Raw genomic sequence first — 16,129 nt, 5'->3', positions numbered from 1 at the left:
CCGGTTGGTATGTTAGTTCTATTTTAGAGTGAAATTTCTGAAAAATCAAGTTATTTTAACAAAAAGCGCAAGCGCCTTGGTCAGCCCCGACAAGCGCTGGAGGGCCTGACAGTGAAGTCGTTCTTTGACTTCATTGGCAGGACCGAAATCGAAAAGTATAGCCGACTGCCCAGAAACGCAGAAACTGGAGACTCCGACAAAGAAGCGCTTTTTGCTTCTGCCGGCGGAGTTGAAGTTTCGGAGTTTCTAGGAGGCGAAACTAGACAAGCGACTCGAGGGGCTAGGCGCTGTAGCTGGACAATTCTCAAAGTGCTATTTTATTTCTTACATAACTAAAATGGCTGCGCAGAATATGCGCAGTTTTTCTTTAGCCCTTTTTATGATTTCGGTACCTCCATTCAATTAATGATTACTCTTCACTCAAGATTGTAATGACATCATAGGTTGAATCGGTAAGCTTAATTGTAACAGTACCATGCTGCTTTGTGAAATAAACATCAATCCAGGCTTCATTCAGCATCTCCACTAAATCCGGATCAGGTTTAACTGAATTTGATTTGAAGATTACTGCTAGCTGAGGATCAAGATGCTCGATCAGCAAATCTGAAAAAGATCCTTTTGCAGCAAAAAACGGCAATTTGACAATATTGACATTCTTCAAAGGTTCTGCAAGAAATGCTTGTTCAGAAGCATGACTAGCTGAACTAATATAAAAAATTTGATGATGAAAAAATTGAAAAGAAATATCTGTGCCTTCGTTCTCTTCACTGCCATCGAAAATGACTTCTGCAGTCAATCCTGGCATTAGCTTTAACAATTCTCCCTGCTTCCAGCTTTGGATTTTCACTTCAGTCGGGATTGAGGCTCCTGCCAGAACCTGATTACCAGCTTTCCCTGTAAATATCCTGCGGACATTATATTTCTGGATTAATTGATCAAGGTTTTCCTGGCCGGCATTCGCAGTCAAAATAATTGTCGATAAATCATTCACATGGAAAAGAGCAAGCAGCCGCTCAAGCTCTTTGATTGTGCCACTGCCACCAGTATTCACAAGTATATTCTCGCCATTAGCATGCTGAATCAGTGCTGCCTCTCCATCGCTTAATGCTAAGAATGTGAAAGCCAATTCGTTTCTTTTCAGATTGACATCTACACCTTCAACCTCAACGGGAGCAGAAGGAGATTCATACGGGAAATAATACCAATTCATAAATGCCAGAATTGCCAATAACAGCTTCATGTACACTCCTCCAATTACTTCTAGCTTTAGAGTGCGTCATTTAGCTGAAATTATAAAAAGCTTTTTTAAAAACGCTGTTTTCGTATAGATTGTTGTTAAAATCCTAAAGCCGATTTTAACGTAATAATAAGCCGTTTTGCAGGTCGGTACTAAGTTTGCATGCTCTTTTCTCATAAGAAGCGTCAACTTTAGGAAGGGATATAGGTGATTCAATTCAATTTTGTTTTCAATAGCAACAAAGTTTGAGAAAAGAGCGTAAAAAAATATGTTCAAAGTTGGCCTTTCGCGTAACAGTACTAAAGCCAATCATGAATCATATCGACTATTTCTGTTATGGATCCTTTTTCCACCGGAACGTCAGGTACCGATTGTAAAAAGGCACTTCCGTATGATGTGGTAACAAGCCTGCGGTCAAAGATTAGAATCAGGCCTCTATCGTTGGATGTACGGATTAGTCTTCCAAACCCTTGTTTAAATCTCAGGACGGCTTCAGGGAGGGACAATTCAGAGAATGGGCTGCCACCGTTTTCCTTGATCAAAGCACACTTTGCAGCTGTTATAGGTTCATCTGGTGGTGTGAATGGAAGTCTCACGATTATCAAGCATGATAGATCCTCACCCGGAATATCAACACCTTCCCAGAAACTGCTGGTCCCGAATAGAATCGCTTTATCGAACCGTTTGAAGTTCCTTGTCAGTCTTGTCCTGCTGCCTGCAGTAATCCCCTGGGCTATCAAAATAAACTCTTCAAGGAGGCCGCTCTCCTTTATTAATTCATAAGCCTTTTTCAACATCTCATGCGATGTGAACAAAATCAGCATCCGGCCTTTAGTTGCTTCTGCAATCGAGATGATATGTTCCGTAATGGCCGCGACATAGTCATCATTAGATACAGACTTAATATCCGGCAAGTCATCAGGCACAATGAGCTTGACCTGAGACTCATAGGAAAATGGCGATGGAATTTGCTTTTCCATCAGTATAGTTCGCAGTCCCAATTCCTTTTTGATAAACGTGAAGGAATTATTAACAGAGAGAGTTGCTGATGTAACAACTACACTTCTTTTTTTCGCAAAAAATTGTTCAGCCAAATAATCTGATACATAAACAGGGCGGGAAAAAATTGTTGTTGAATTTTGCAAAGCCCTCGTATCTGCCTCAATCCATCTCACATAACCGCTTTCGTCCATAAAAAGGGTTCGAGCCGTAATCCGGATTTTTTCCAAATCTTCTGTAATCGAAACAACCTCTTCAAGGATTGATTGCTGCACGCCTGTATAGCGATGAGGGCTTTTTCCCGCCTCATCCAGCCTTCCTTCCAAAGCGGTGATTAAATCCTTTAAGTGAAAATAAAATCTTTCTGCGGTTGTTTTCAATGCAGTCCATATCCGGTTATCTCTGTCCGGAACCATGCTTGCATTCAATTTGCTTCCATACGATTTATTCCTCAGCGCTTTTCTTGCATAAGTTCCTGCAAGCTTGAACAGTTCTTCTGCTTCATATACCAAATCAGATATCAACTGATTGATTTCAAACGTATGTAGCCTGCTGCTTCCCAAGTCGCCGTTATTATTGTTAAGGACTGTCTCCAACTTATAGAACAACTGGTTTTGGTCATATAAACCAAGCTGATTAAGCACTAGCCTGACAGCCAGATAATCCAGTGACTTGCCAAAATACTTTCCTGCGGCCTTTTCGAATTGATGACCTTCATCAAGTACAACATAGTCATAAGCCGGAAGCGGACCCTTCTCTGAAACAAGGTCAGCCAGAAGCATTGAATGGTTAGTGATCAAAATATCCGCATTATGGGCTTTTTCGATTGCCCTTTGATAAAAATCATAATCCTCCCAGTGCTTCGTCTTGAGGAAAAGCGCGCGTTCATTTTTCACTTTACTCCAGAAGAGCATGCCCCCACTAGACAAATTGAGTTCATCATAGTCTCCCGTTTCTGTTTGCGTAAGCCAAACAAGGATCTGCATTTTTGTAAGGGCTGTATCGTAATTCTCCTCTACCTCCCTCAGGGAATGCTCAAACCGGGCCATGCTTATATAGTTGTTCCTGCCTTTAATCAACGATGCATTTATGGTTGTTCCCAAAACCTGTCCCAGTTTTGGGATGTCATTGAATAAAAGCTGTTCCTGAAGCTGTGTTGTGTAGGTACTGATTACTACCGGATTATTACTCTCCAATGAAAAAATTGCTGCTGGAATCAAATAACCAAGGGACTTTCCTACACCCGTTCCCGCTTCGATCAAAGCATGGCCATCTTTTGAGAATGCTTCACGAACGCAGTCCATCATCTCGAACTGTCCATGCCTGATCTCATAGCCTGAAAATGCCTTTTGGAGTAAAGACATCTTTTTCTCCACTGATTCAGGATACGCAATAGCACCTTGGTTCATTTTGCGGATCACCGCTCTCTTTTTCAAGGCAATCCCACGGTAAACCTCAAGATGTTCAGGTAAAATCTCCAGACTGCTCTCCTTCACACTCAAAACTTCATCAAAAATTAAGTGAAGGTCACTCTTAAGTCCCTCCGAAAGCTTTGCCAGTTCCTTGACTGTGACCATGGGCAGCGCTTTTATATCCTTAAGCATGATCAGGAGCAACTCTGCAGTCACTTGGGCATCACTATCTGCCTGGTGAGGGCGGTCATGATGCAAACCCTCCCTTGCTGCCAAATCAGTCAGTTTATAACTGTCAGCAGTCGGATACAGAATTCTTGCCATTTCCACAGTATCTATAACAGGACCATAAAATCCTTCCTGACCTGAATTTAATAATTCTTCTTGTAAAAAGGAAAGATCAAATAAAACATTATGAGCCACAAAATAAGCATCTTCAAGCATATCAGAAACCTGCGGAGCGATCTCTTCAAATAATGGAGCATCCTTTACCATCGAATCAGAAATTCCTGTCAGCTCTTCAATGAATGCAGGGATCTCCTGCAATGGATTGACAAGCGAGGAAAACCGGCCAGTAATCTTGCCATCCTCAATGATCACTGCTCCAAATTGTATAATACGGTCACCCTTTTTAGGGGAATTGCCCGTTGTTTCTAAATCTACAACCACAAATTTTTGGCTCATTCTTCAATACACCTCTAACATTCAGTCAAACAAAAACGTATCATAAAAATTGTGAAAGTGAAAGCGGGATAGTGTCTTAGCGATATCCCACAGCATCCATTGGTACACTTTTTCCCTCTGGACATTCAATTTAATGGTCAATAGCTTCCAATGGAACGTTATGCATCCACATTCAAAGTCCCTATCTAACAGTGTAGTCCTATTATGACCAAATCAAATACAATTAGATTTTACTTTTCAACCTTGCCAGGCAAAAAATCCTGTCATCCCGCTGTATGTAATTCTTCTTGGATGATTTCTGAAAATCTCACCAATTTCCCTTTAAGGACATGGAAAAGAGTTTACAAAGTAACGATATGAAAAAACTCCCGACAGTACGGGAGTTTTCTTGTTTTATAGGAATACCGTTCTTTCAGGTTCAGCATGAAGCATTTCTACTATACGGTTATTCTCATCCATCAACGCTACTTTCGGCTGGTGGGACGGAACCTTCTCTTCAGGGACAAGTGCATAGGAAATGATGATTACAACATCCCCCTCATGGACTAGACGGGCTGCGGCACCATTCAGGCACACTACTCCGCTCCCTCTTTCCCCCGCAATTATATAAGTTTCAAAACGCGCGCCATTATTATTATTGACGATTTGGACCTTTTCATTGGCAACCATACCAACTGCGTCCAGAATATCGCTGTCAATTGTGATGCTGCCGACATAGTTCAAATTGGCTTCAGTTACTCTAGCTCGATGTATTTTAGCATTCATCATGGTGCGGAACATGGAATATAATCCCCCTATATAAGTTATTTTACCTCTAAATCTATGATGGTATTGTCAATCAGTCTTGCTTTCGAGAATTTCACCGCAAGGGCAATGATGACTTTCCCCTTCAAAGTATCCAATTCCTCCAGCTCTGGGTAGGAATAGATCTCTACATAATCAACTTTACCTGTCGTTTTCTCATGGATATGATGTCTCATCATTCCAGCAATTTCATCCGGATTTCTTTCGCCTCTCTCAATGGCGCGTCTTGCCATCTCCAGACTGCTGTTAAGTTCAATTGCCTGCTGTCTTTCTTCTTCGCTTAAATAGACATTTCTCGAACTTTTCGCAAGCCCATCTTCTTCACGTACTGTTTCAACTGGAATCAATTCGATCGGAAAATTGAAATCCTTGATCAGGCCATCGACCACTGCGACCTGCTGGGCATCCTTGAGGCCAAAATATGCCCTCGCAGGCTGGATGATATTAAACAGCTTGATTAAGACAGTTGCTACACCATCAAAATGCCCAGGCCTTGATTTGCCGCAAAGGACATCTGTCCGGTCAACAACAGATACTTTTACCGAAGCATTATCTGGATACATTTCTTCAGCAGAAGGATAGAAAATATAATCGACTCCCTGTTCCTCCGCAATTTTATGGTCGCGTTCAAAATCACGTGGATAGGCATCCAGGTCCTCTGTAGGACCAAATTGGAGCGGGTTCACGAAAATGCTCAGGACAACAACATCATTCTCCGTACGCGCCCTCTTCATCAATGATATATGGCCTTCATGCAGGAACCCCATCGTTGGCACATATCCAAGGGATTTACCTTCAGATATTAATTTTTGCATCTGTTCCTGCATCTCGGTGATTGTTCTAATGATTTTCATTCTTTTCCCCCGTACAATGCCTTCAATTCTTCTTCTTTCATAGTAAAGCTATGTTTATCTTCCGGGAAAGCCTTATGTCTTACTTCTGAAACATAGGCACTGAGCCCGGAAGAGATCAATTCATTTACATTGGTATATTGTTTCACGAATTTTGGTACCCTGTCCACACCATATGTGATGATATCGTGGTATACAAGTACCTGTCCGTCAACCTCCGCTCCAGCCCCGATCCCTATCGTCGGGATTGTGAGGGACTGGCTGACCTGTTCAGCAAGCTGTTTAGGAACGCATTCAAGCACAACAGCAAAGGCGCCTGCCTCTTCGCATTTTTTTGCGTCATCAATCAGTTTTTTTGCCGCATCGGCGCTCTTCCCCTGTACTTTATATCCACCGATTACCCCGACAGACTGCGGAGTGAGACCAAGATGCGCTACTACAGGAACTCCTGCCTTAGTCAGTGCGTTTATATGGTCAAGGACCTCATCAGCACCCTCTAATTTGACAGCATTCGCCCCTGTTTCCTGCATGATTCTCGCACTGTTTATAAGAGTGTCCTTGATTGACAGATGATAACTCATAAATGGCAAATCGACAACAATGAATGTATTGCCTGCTCCTCGCTTAACAGCTTTCGAATGGTGGATCATGTCCTCCATGGTCACTGGTATAGTCGAGTCATAACCGAGCACGACCATTCCAAGGGAATCACCAACGAGGATCATATCAGCCTCAGCCTGTTCTGCATGCTTGGCTGAAGGATAATCATAGGCTGTCACCATGACGATCTTGTTGCCTGTTTGCTTCATTTTCAAGAAATCAGTTGTTTGTTTCATTTTCGTTCCTCCCTTTTTCTGAAGAGGAGATAAAACAATCCATCAATGCCAGACACTAAAAAAGGGCCCATCTATGCCAGAAGGACCCTTTGAAGCCTGTACTTGTTTCATCCCTCTGTCCCAGTCCGCTACCGGATCCAGGCAGAACTATTTTTTTATTATTTAAATCAACAAGGTGCAGTTCTCTCGATACCGCCCAGATTGATTATAGCAAATGACTGCTTTTTTGGCTACATTACTGAATTAACCTTCAATATGGATATCCGCGGAATATATGTTATGAATTTCCCCTGCTGAATCCTCAATCAAAAGAACTCCGTCTTCAGTAATCCCGGTGGCTTTCCCTTTGATCTCTCCAGTCAGGGTCCTTGCAGTGATCTGTTTACCGATGCTTATAGCGTAGCTTTCCCACATGAGCTTTATCGGAAAAAAGCCTTTTTCGAGATAAAGTAAATACAATTTTTCTAATTTTTCAAGTATCGTCCTGATCAACTTTTCCCTGTCTATGATTTTTTCAGATTCAATGGCGAGCGACGAAGCGATTGTCCGGATATCTTCAGGAAAATCTTCAATGCCTGTATTGACATTGATGCCGATTCCAATGATGATCGAATTAATCCGATCTGATTCAGCCTGGAGCTCGGTAAGAATACCAGTAATTTTCTTATCGTTGATGAGAATATCATTCGGCCATTTTATTTCAGGCAATAAGCCTGTTACTTCCTCTATTGCCTGCACAACGCCGACCGCAGTGATCAAAGTCAGCTGCGGAGCCTTCGGGATAGGAATCTTCGGCCTGAGGATGATGCTCATCCATATTCCTGAATATTTGGGAGAATGCCATTTGCGGTCCATCCTTCCTCTTCCCGCAGTTTGCTCTTCGGCAATCACCACAGTTCCCTCATCAGCATTATCATAAGCTAGTTTATATGCAATTTTTTGAGTGGATTCTACGCTGTCATGATAGTGCAAATTCCTGCCAAGAAATTTTGTGTTTAAACCAAGGGTTATTTTATCTGCAGACATATTGTCAGGGATTGAAATAATTTTGTATCCTTTTCTTCTGACCGCCTCAAATTCAAAGCCTTCTTTGCGAAGCTCCTCGATATGCTTCCACACCGCCGTACGTGTGCAGCCCGCAATGTCAGCCAGATGTTGGCCTGATAGATATTCAGTTTCATTCCTCGTAAAGGCATCGATCAATTTTTTTCTGATCTCAGATTGGACGCGTTCAGCCATTCCTTTATTTTCTCCTTCTCATTTGGCACGATGCCATAGATGACAGAACGTTCGATTTCCTCGAGAAATTCGCGCAGCCAGGGACCAGGCTGTTTATCCAACCAACCCATAACATCATTCCCAGTTACGTTCAATTCTTTTCGATGCTTGATCGGAAGCCGCTCATGCAATTCCCTGATTTCATCGGTGCTGCCAACAATATCTTGCAGGGACGCAAACACTATTTCAGCGCTAATTGCATTTTCCAACCCTGCTTTATAAACCGCTTCCAGGTCCCATTCATTTTCAAGTCGATGCAATAACAGCGCATGAATTTGTTTAATTCGTTTAATCCTTTGGACTGGAAGCTTCCACTCTCTAAGAAAATCTTCAATTTTTTTATCTTTCAAACCTAATTCAAACACCAGCAGGACCCATGATTCCTGCAATTGGAAATCCTCTTTTAGATGTCTTGAAAAGCGTATTACTTCATCGCAATGACCTTTCAATCCTGGCAAAAATTGAATCATGCCACTATTCCCCAGCAACTGGACTGCTTCGCTCCGGCCAGGCCCCTTAAGCAATTTTTCAAATTCAACAGTTTTGCGTTCCACCGCTATGTTCTCCAGCAGGTGACAGTAATTAGTAAGCGATTCTAAAGTCTGTTTTCCGATCGAAAAAGATAATTGCGACTGGAATCTAACAGCCCTAAGCATCCTCAATGCATCTTCACCGAAACGTTCATCGGGATTGCCTACTGTCACAATTTCTTTTTTGTTTATCGCTTCTTTGCCCGCAAAGGGATCGATAATATTCCCTTCTTTGTCCATAGCCATTGCGTTCATAGTGAAATCACGACGCTGCAGATCCTCATTTAATGACCGAATGAAAGAAACCTTATCTGGCCTGCGGAAATCTGTGTAGTTTTCTTCCGAACGGAATGTCGTTATTTCATAATGTTCGCCTTTATAATGGGCGAGAATTGTTCCATGTTCAATTCCCACATCAGTGGTTTTAGGGAAGATCCGTTTTAACTCTTCAGGTAACGCTGAGGTTGCGATATCAACATCGGATATTTCACGGCCGAGGATATGATCCCTGACAGAGCCGCCGACAAAATATGCTTCATACCCCGCATTCTCTATTAATTTAAGGACAGGCACTGCCTGCATGAAAGGCTGGCCTATCATTGTTGATCCTGCCCAACGATATTATAGTAGATGCTTTCGTATTCAGATACGATTTGTTCAGCACTGAAGCTTTTTTCTGCCCTTTCTACCGATTTCTCAGCAAAACGCTTGTGGCTTTCAGGGCTTGAAAGTATATCAACAGCTTTTTCCGTTATCTCTTCGATATTTCCTAATTCGCATATGTAACCAGTCTCTCCGTCCACAATAACTTCCGGAATCCCTCCTACATTTGTACCGATACATGGTACCCCGCAAGCCATTGCTTCTAGTGCTACCAATCCGAAGCTTTCCTTTTCTGAGAGAAGAAGCATCAAATCACTTAATGAGTATAGTTCCTCTACCCTCTCCTGTTTTCCAAGGAGCAGGACTTTGTCGCGAATCCCCAGCTCACTGGCGAGATTGCATACATTTTTCATTTCTGGTCCATCTCCAACAAGCAAGAGCTTGGCCGGCATTTTTTCTGCGATGCCCGCGAATGTTTTGATTACATCCTGAACTCTTTTAACAGGGCGGAAATTGGATACATGGATGACCACTTTTTCTTCAGGAAGGATTCCATATTCCTTCCTTAGTTGTGAGGAATCTGTCCGTTTATTGATACGAGTGTCAATGAAGTTGTACACACAGCCAATTTCCTTATCGGGTTTGATCAAGTCATAAGTCTGCTGGATAAGCGAATTGGACACCGCTGTAACGTAATCCGATTTTTCAATCCCGAACCGTATGGCATCAGTGAGTGACAGATCGTATCCAAGTACAGTAATATCTGTACCGTGAAGCGTTGTGACAATCTTCAGATCCCTCCCGCTCATCTGGCGAGCCAGTATAGCACATACAGCATGAGGAATGGCATAATGGACGTGAAGTACATCTAAATTTTCCAAAACTGCGACTTCTGCAATCTTGCTGGCCAAAGCAATATCATATGGTGGGTATTGAAAGACTGAATATTGATTGACCTCAACCTCATGAGAATAAATATTTCGGTACATTTTTTTCAGGCGAAAGGGAAGGCTCGAGGAAATGAAGTGAATCTCATGACCTTTTTCCGCCAGCAGCTTGCCTAGTTCAGTTGCGACAACACCGGAACCACCTACAGTCGGGTAGCAAGTGATGCCTATTTTAAGTTTCTTCATTTTCCTTCCCCTAACAAATCCTTGTGGATTAACAATGGTTTTTTGGACATAAAGCCTTCAGCATATGCAACGCCGGCTTCCTTGCCGAATAATTTCTCTCGTGCTTCAACTGTTTCAATGTAGCCGTTCACAAGCGGGGTGTCAAAAGTGCCTGCCCCTTTCATGAATTGGCTTTCATAAGCATTCAGGGCATTGATTTTAAGATGGATATAATCCGATACATCAACTAGAAAATCTGGTTTATGGAACCCATTGATCATATAAAAATATAAAGCTTTTGCCCTGTGTGGCTTTAGTCCGCCGTCTTCATCATATTTTCTTACTGCTGCCGAAAAGACCGCCTCCTCAACAAGGCGTGCACAGCTGCCATGGTCAGGATGACGGTCATCAAAATAGGGTGCAAAAACTATATCCGGAGTATTCCGCCTGATCACTCTAACAATTTTCCTTATGTATTCTTCCTTTAAAAATAAGCCTCTGTCCGGCAAGTCCAGTTCTTCCCTCATCTTCACTCCAAGAATGCCGGCCGCTTCTTTTGCTTCACGGCTCCTGATCTCTACTGTTCCGTTTGAAGACATCTCTGCTTTTGTCAAATCACAAATCCCGATAGATTTTCCTTCAGCAGCAAATTTTGCGATTGTCCCGCCCATTCCGATTTCAACATCATCAGCATGGGCACCAAACGCCAGTATATCAAGCTTCATTGCTTCCATTTTCATCACCAGTTTCTTCTTTCACTATATTTCGCCAATCAAGATCTCCTCTTTCAATTCCTTTTACAAGAATCTCAGCTGTTCCCATATTGGTCGCCAGCGGAACAGAATATACATCACATAAGCTAACGAGAGCAGTCACATCAGGTTCATGCGGCTGAGCAGTCAATGGATCCCTGAAAAAAAACACCGCATCTATAAGGTTATTGGCGATCCGTGCGCCAATCTCCTGGTCACCGCCAAGAGGACCCGATTGAAACCTTGTCACTTCCAAACCCGTTGCTTCAATGATCCTCAACCCTGTTGTCCCTGTTGCAAATATCGTATGCTCTTCAAAAATCTCCTTATAAGCGACAGCGAAACCCACCAGATCATCTTTCTTTTTATCATGTGCAATTAAGGCAATGTTCATGGTTTCTCCCCTATTCTATGATATTCTCTAATCCGTAAACAAAAGCATCCATTTTCATGACTGTATCCACTGCAAGCTTGACTCCAGACATAAAGGAGCTTCGATTGTAAGAATCATGGCGGATGGTCAATGTCTGTCCGTCAGCACCGAATAAAACCTGCTGGTGGGCAATCAGTCCAGGAAGCCTTACTGAATGTATGTGCATACCTTCATAATCCGCACCTCGGGCACCTTGAATTGTTTCCTTTTCGTCAGTATGTCCCTGTGTTTTCGGTTCACGTACATCAGATATCATTTGTGCTGTTTTTACTGCTGTACCAGAAGGCGCATCGAGCTTCTGGTCGTGGTGCAGCTCAATGATTTCAACATCATTGAAATACTTGGCAGCCATTTGCGAGAATTTCATCATCAAAACGGCCCCGACTGCAAAGTTTGGAGCGATGATACAGCCTGTTTCCTGTTCTGCGCACAGCTGTTCAAGTTCTTCAAGATCCTCCTTACTGAACCCTGTAGTACCTACCACTGGACGAACTTTATATTTCAATGCGGTCTTTGTATGGAACATGCCTACTTCAGGTGTTGTCAGGTCAATCAGAACATCTGGCTCAACATCCTGGAGACATTTCTCGAAATCCGTATAAATTAAGGCATCACTCTCTGGAAAGCCCTCGAGCTCCCCAATCTTCATTCCTTCATATTTTCTGTCAACTACTCCTGCGAGTTCATATGTATCCGTACCGACCACCAGATTGACAGCCTCTTTACCCATTCTTCCTCTTGGTCCTGCAATAACAATCTTTACTTTATCCATATATTTAGTCTCCTTTAGCTGTCTTTTCTCGTCCAGCGGTCTTTGTCCCTTGTATTGAACTTTTCCATAACCATGTTATGTGCTTCTTCCAGGTCTATATTTAAAGAGTTGGCAAAACAAATCATCACAAAAAGCATATCTCCAAGCTCTTCTTCAATTGTCTTTTCTTTTTCATCGTTCTTCTTTGGCTTTTCGCCGTAATAATGGTTGACCTCACGAGCCAGCTCCCCGAGTTCCTCGGTCATGCGTGCAGTCAGTGCAAGCGGACTAAAGTAACCTTCTTTAAATTGGCTTATATAGGTATCCACTTCCTGCTGGAGTTCTTTCATCGTTTTTTTTCCACTCAAGAAACTCACCCAACCTTTTTATGTATGTTTATCTATATCGATGTTAGCTTAATGGAGGTACTTTGACAAATATTTTTATTTCAAACTAATTATAGGCAATCACTAATAAAGCTTTTTAAGCTAATATCCTCATCACAATTCAGGACTTGAAACATAGAAAATTGCGACTCTTTATGCCCCTCCTGTAAAAGATTGCCCTTGTTGGTTATATTTTATATAATATAAGCGCTTTATCAGGTAATTTTAGTCGTACTAATTAGGAGGCATTAATTGTGCTTAACAGCTTAAAAATCAAAAACATCTTTTTCATTTTACTCGGTGCGGCTATTTTCTCATTCGGCCTTGTTCATTTCAATATGCAGAATAACCTCGCAGAAGGTGGTTTCACCGGAATTACCCTTTTGCTTTACTTCGTATTTGGGTGGTCTCCTTCCATTACTAACTTATTATTGAACTTGCCGCTCTTTTTCATAGGCTGGAAGCTGCTTGGCCGGAGTGTCTTTATTTATACAATCATAGGCACAGTAGCCGTCTCTATTTTTCTTGGCATATTCCAAAAATATCAAATCGAGATGCCATTATATGAAGACTTGTTTTTAGCGGCCTTATTTGCAGGTGTGTTCATTGGTATTGGTCTTGGTATCATATTCCGTTACGGAGGAACGACGGGCGGAGTCGATATAATCGCCAGACTTGCACAGAAGTATTTCGGGTGGACAATGGGACGGACAATGTTCATGTTTGACTTTGGCGTCATAACACTTTCACTTATTACATATTTGGATTACAGGGAGGCCATGTATACTCTTGTCGTCGTCTTTGTAGGGGCAAGGGTGATCGATTTTATGCAGGAAGGTTCATACGCTGCCAGAGGAGCTATGATCATCTCAGAGAAAAACGAGGATATCGCAGCCAAAATCATGAAGGAAATGGACCGCGGGGTCACCAGCCTAAAAGCTATAGGCTCTTATACTAAATCAGAAAGAGATGTTTTATACTGCGTGGTCGCCAAGAATGAAATCGTCCGATTGAAAAGTGTCATTAATTCAGTAGACCCACATGCATTTGTTTCGGTCACAGTAGTCCACGATGTACTGGGTGAAGGATTTACGCTTGATGAAAATAAACTTCCTTTGGAAAGATAAAAAAAAAATCCGGATATGTCCGGATTTTTTTTTATTCTTCACTCGTCATGCCTGTGTAAATCATTACTAAACGCACCAGTTCAAGTACCGCAACAGCAGCTGCAGCTACATAGGTCAAAGCTGCGGCATTCAATACTTTCTTCGTTTCTCTTTCTTCATCATTCCTAATGATCCCAGCTGAAACCACCTGTTCCATTGCACGGTTCGATGCATTGAATTCAACCGGCAAAGTTACCAATTGGAATACAACAGCCGAAGCCATGAACAGGATACCTAGTAAAAGCAATCCGCTTAATTGAGCAAAAATCCCAATCAGGATCAGAATCCAGGAAAAGTTTGAACCCAAGCTTGCCACTGGAACAAGCGCATGGCGGAATCTAAGGAAGGAATAGTCCTCAGCATCCTGAATTGCATGGCCTACTTCGTGAGCAGCAATTGCAGCGGCTGCGACTGAATGGCCAAAAAAGTTATCTGAAGACAAACGTACAACCTTTGAACGAGGGTCGTAGTGGTCACTTAAATAACCTCTGGTTTCTTCGACACCAACATTGTACAAACCGTTATCATCAAGAATTTTACGAGCCACCTCTGCACCCGTCATATGGGACGAAGAAGCCACCTGCGAATATTTCTTGTATGCCCCTTTTACCTTCAATTGAGCCCATAGCGGGATCAAAATAATTAACGCAAAATAGATTATTATAGACATCTAGTACCTCCCCTTACATCTCATGATGTTATCACTATTTTATAAATACTAGAATAAGGTGTCAATTCTTATGTTCTTTTTGGACATTTTTCTTTTTATCATGATCGCCTTTATATTTTCTCCAGCCTACGTAGGACAATGTAAGGATGATGATACTTCCAGTAGAAATCATTACCCACCACAGAGATGGGTCTGCTTCATCCTCCGTCATTTCGTCAAAGATGTTTTGCAAGTCCGACTCAAGCCCTTCAAGTTCTTCCTGGCTGGAAGCCTCTTGCAATACCTGAGGGCGGTACTGATCGATAAAGCTGACTCTAGCATCAACTTTCTGGACTCTTTCCGGGTTGATGTCAATCTTCAGGCTGGGATATATCACATTGTATAAAGAAAGGAATGAATTAAGGTTCGCATGAAATTGGTCATTGTCTCCCTCATACGCAGCAGTCTTCATATCATTGAAAACAGTCATGATGGGCCCTTCCATCTCTGTCCATAATGGCTGGTGTGTAGAAGCAATTGCGTCAATTATAAGCCTGAACTTTGTAACTCTGTTCATCCTTTCAGCATGTCCCAGATCTGCGTTTGCTACCGCCTCAACTGCTTCATCATGTGCTACAGTAATAATCCGCAGTTCATCCATAGTGAATGGCCGTCCATCTCCTGTTACCAGCAAGAATTCTTCTGAAAAATGATTCAGCAATCTGTTAGCATCATCATAACGGTGCAGCTTCACCATCTGCAGTGCTTGGTCTGATATATTGTCCAGCTCTTCAACAGGCGACTGTGTTTCTGCGTATGCTGCAAACGGCGCAATCAATAAAAAAAGCACCGAAATGAATATAAGATATTTTGCTCTCATTCCTGTCCCCCCTCTAAATACTATTAAAATGTATGAGAAGGTGGACAAGGTTAGACCAAAATTCAGGGGTTATCTTTACCTTTTTAGTGAAAGTGTGAATCGGTCTGGCCTAAGGGCGAAGTAATAGCCAACGGCGATTGAGAACATACTTAACCAAAATGTAAAGTACCCGATCTGGTCCATATACAAATCTAGTGTATGGTACCTTGGCATCATTTCAAAAACATAATCAATGATTTCATTATGAAGAAGTACAACTGCAGCTACAATCAAATGCCATGGTTTTATTCGATAAAAAGGAGCATATAAGACTCCTTCCACCGCCATCGCAAAATGGGATGCCATCAGCATAAGACCAATCCAATCAAGCTGACCAGAAACAAAGAATACCATTAAATTCATCACTACCGCCCAAAGGCCATACTTGACCAGGCTAACGATAGCCAATGCTTCCATAAGCGCCCAGTTTTTCCCCATCAGGAATGCCCCTAAAACGAAGACGAAGAACAAGCTTGCAGTCGGGCTATCCGGTACGAAAAGAAGAAATTGCGGTGGCGTATCGACAAGCTGCCACTTGTACCAATAATACCCGTAAGCAGTCCCCAAAACATTCACCCAAAATAACAGCCATAATACAGTTCTATTCCCAAGTAAAGGGTATAATATTTTAATCATTTTGACGATCTCCAATCCAAGTTTTCTATCACTATTATTACAGTTTATAGAAAATAAGCCAAGTTTTCCTTGCCTGATTTTACAGAGGTGT

The 16,129-nt window shown here is 42.2% G+C and carries 17 protein-coding genes; 2 read left to right on the top strand and 15 right to left on the bottom strand.

What is annotated here, in order from left to right; translation table 11 throughout:
- Positions 1-111 precede the first annotated feature (111 nt).
- On the top strand, positions 112-336 hold the full coding sequence (locus tag J7E32_RS09480; protein WP_214906726.1) for a hypothetical protein: 225 nt from the start codon (positions 112-114) through the stop codon (positions 334-336).
- A 73-nt stretch (positions 337-409) separates the two neighbouring features.
- Here the strand turns inward: J7E32_RS09480 and J7E32_RS09475 are convergent, their stop codons facing one another.
- The 12 genes from J7E32_RS09475 to J7E32_RS09420 all read right to left on the bottom strand — a co-directional run bounded on the left by J7E32_RS09475 (position 410) and on the right by J7E32_RS09420 (position 12,632).
- Positions 410-1,240, bottom strand: a complete 831-nt coding sequence (locus J7E32_RS09475; protein ID WP_214906724.1) for a ComEC/Rec2 family competence protein — start codon at positions 1,238-1,240, stop codon at positions 410-412.
- A gap of 296 nt (positions 1,241-1,536) precedes the next feature.
- On the bottom strand, positions 1,537-4,332 hold the full coding sequence (gene dinG, locus J7E32_RS09470; RefSeq protein WP_214906722.1) for an ATP-dependent DNA helicase DinG: 2,796 nt from the start codon (positions 4,330-4,332) through the stop codon (positions 1,537-1,539).
- A 393-nt stretch (positions 4,333-4,725) separates the two neighbouring features.
- Positions 4,726-5,112: an aspartate 1-decarboxylase gene (panD, locus tag J7E32_RS09465; protein WP_214906720.1), complete on the bottom strand. Its 387-nt coding sequence runs from the start codon at positions 5,110-5,112 to the stop codon at positions 4,726-4,728.
- A gap of 23 nt (positions 5,113-5,135) precedes the next feature.
- Positions 5,136-5,990, bottom strand: coding sequence for a pantoate--beta-alanine ligase (gene panC / locus J7E32_RS09460; protein WP_214906718.1), 855 nt, complete (start codon positions 5,988-5,990; stop codon positions 5,136-5,138).
- Positions 5,987-6,823 carry a 3-methyl-2-oxobutanoate hydroxymethyltransferase gene (panB, locus tag J7E32_RS09455; protein WP_214906716.1) on the bottom strand — a complete coding sequence of 279 codons (837 nt, stop codon included), beginning with the start codon at positions 6,821-6,823 and terminating at the stop codon, positions 5,987-5,989. The genes panC and panB overlap by 4 nt, the downstream gene beginning before the upstream one ends.
- A gap of 243 nt (positions 6,824-7,066) precedes the next feature.
- Positions 7,067-8,062 (bottom strand): biotin--[acetyl-CoA-carboxylase] ligase, encoded by a 996-nt coding sequence (locus J7E32_RS09450; RefSeq protein ID WP_214906714.1) that lies wholly within the window; start codon positions 8,060-8,062, stop codon positions 7,067-7,069.
- Entirely contained in the window at positions 8,023-9,231 is a 1,209-nt protein-coding gene (locus tag J7E32_RS09445) for a CCA tRNA nucleotidyltransferase (protein ID WP_286182955.1), read from the bottom strand. The genes J7E32_RS09450 and J7E32_RS09445 overlap by 40 nt, the downstream gene beginning before the upstream one ends.
- The gene (gene bshA / locus J7E32_RS09440; RefSeq protein WP_214906712.1) at positions 9,228-10,367 is read right to left on the bottom strand and encodes an N-acetyl-alpha-D-glucosaminyl L-malate synthase BshA; all 1,140 of its coding nucleotides are present in this window, start codon (positions 10,365-10,367) and stop codon (positions 9,228-9,230) included. Before bshA ends, J7E32_RS09445 begins: the two co-directional genes overlap by 4 nt.
- Positions 10,364-11,080 (bottom strand): bacillithiol biosynthesis deacetylase BshB1, encoded by a 717-nt coding sequence (bshB1, locus tag J7E32_RS09435; protein WP_483297601.1) that lies wholly within the window; start codon positions 11,078-11,080, stop codon positions 10,364-10,366. The genes bshA and bshB1 overlap by 4 nt, the downstream gene beginning before the upstream one ends.
- The gene (gene mgsA, locus J7E32_RS09430; protein ID WP_214906710.1) at positions 11,061-11,492 is read right to left on the bottom strand and encodes a methylglyoxal synthase; all 432 of its coding nucleotides are present in this window, start codon (positions 11,490-11,492) and stop codon (positions 11,061-11,063) included. Before mgsA ends, bshB1 begins: the two co-directional genes overlap by 20 nt.
- A gap of 10 nt (positions 11,493-11,502) precedes the next feature.
- Positions 11,503-12,303, bottom strand: a complete 801-nt coding sequence (gene dapB / locus J7E32_RS09425) for a 4-hydroxy-tetrahydrodipicolinate reductase (RefSeq protein WP_214906708.1) — start codon at positions 12,301-12,303, stop codon at positions 11,503-11,505.
- Between the two features lie 14 nt (positions 12,304-12,317).
- Entirely contained in the window at positions 12,318-12,632 is a 315-nt protein-coding gene (locus J7E32_RS09420) for a nucleotide pyrophosphohydrolase (protein WP_041964555.1), read from the bottom strand.
- Positions 12,633-12,922: 290 nt separating this feature from the next.
- Here J7E32_RS09420 and J7E32_RS09415 point away from each other — a divergent pair, with 290 nt between their 5' ends.
- Positions 12,923-13,795 carry a YitT family protein gene (locus tag J7E32_RS09415; protein ID WP_214906706.1) on the top strand — a complete coding sequence of 291 codons (873 nt, stop codon included), beginning with the start codon at positions 12,923-12,925 and terminating at the stop codon, positions 13,793-13,795.
- A gap of 31 nt (positions 13,796-13,826) precedes the next feature.
- Here the strand turns inward: J7E32_RS09415 and J7E32_RS09410 are convergent, their stop codons facing one another.
- The 3 genes from J7E32_RS09410 to lhaT all read right to left on the bottom strand — a co-directional run bounded on the left by J7E32_RS09410 (position 13,827) and on the right by lhaT (position 16,035).
- A complete protein-coding gene (locus tag J7E32_RS09410) occupies positions 13,827-14,504 on the bottom strand; it encodes a zinc metallopeptidase (protein ID WP_214906704.1) in 678 nt (225 codons plus the stop codon).
- 61 nt (positions 14,505-14,565) lie between these two features.
- On the bottom strand, positions 14,566-15,363 hold the full coding sequence (ypjB, locus tag J7E32_RS09405) for a sporulation protein YpjB (protein WP_214906702.1): 798 nt from the start codon (positions 15,361-15,363) through the stop codon (positions 14,566-14,568).
- Between the two features lie 75 nt (positions 15,364-15,438).
- Entirely contained in the window at positions 15,439-16,035 is a 597-nt protein-coding gene (gene lhaT / locus J7E32_RS09400) for a lipoprotein heptaprenylglyceryl N-acetyltransferase LhaT (protein ID WP_214906730.1), read from the bottom strand.
- Positions 16,036-16,129 lie beyond the last annotated feature (94 nt).

Source organism: Bacillus sp. ISL-55 (assembly GCF_018613155.1).
In the GTDB taxonomy this organism is placed as follows: Bacteria; Bacillota; Bacilli; order Bacillales; family Cytobacillaceae; genus Mesobacillus.
The sequence above is the reverse complement of the archived record's forward strand: the minus strand, read 5'-3'. Positions and strand labels throughout refer to the sequence as shown.